Below are 203 nucleotides of genomic sequence, written 5' to 3'. Positions count from 1 at the left end.
ACAGCGGCCGCTCCTTCGCCCGGGTGGAGAACGGCAAGGTCGTCTTCAAGGCCGAGATCGGCGCCGCCACCGCCGAGGCCTGCCAGATCCAGGGCGTCTGGGTGGCCCCCGAGTTCCGCGGCCGCGGGCACTCCGAGACCGGCATGGCGGCCGTCGTCGAGTTCGCCCTCCGGGACGTCGCGCCCGTGGTCAGCCTCTACGTT

General features: G+C 72.9%; 1 protein-coding gene. It reads left to right on the top strand.

The features are described from left to right. Positions 1 to 203 (top strand): GNAT family N-acetyltransferase (locus VR44_RS40845; RefSeq protein ID WP_045952773.1); only part of this gene is annotated, 203 nt, incomplete at both ends.

Source organism: Streptomyces katrae, from assembly GCF_000966975.1.
Lineage (GTDB): Bacteria > Actinomycetota > Actinomycetes > Streptomycetales > Streptomycetaceae > Streptomyces > Streptomyces katrae.
Note: the sequence above shows the minus strand (reverse complement) of the source record. Positions and strands in the feature narration are given on the sequence as shown.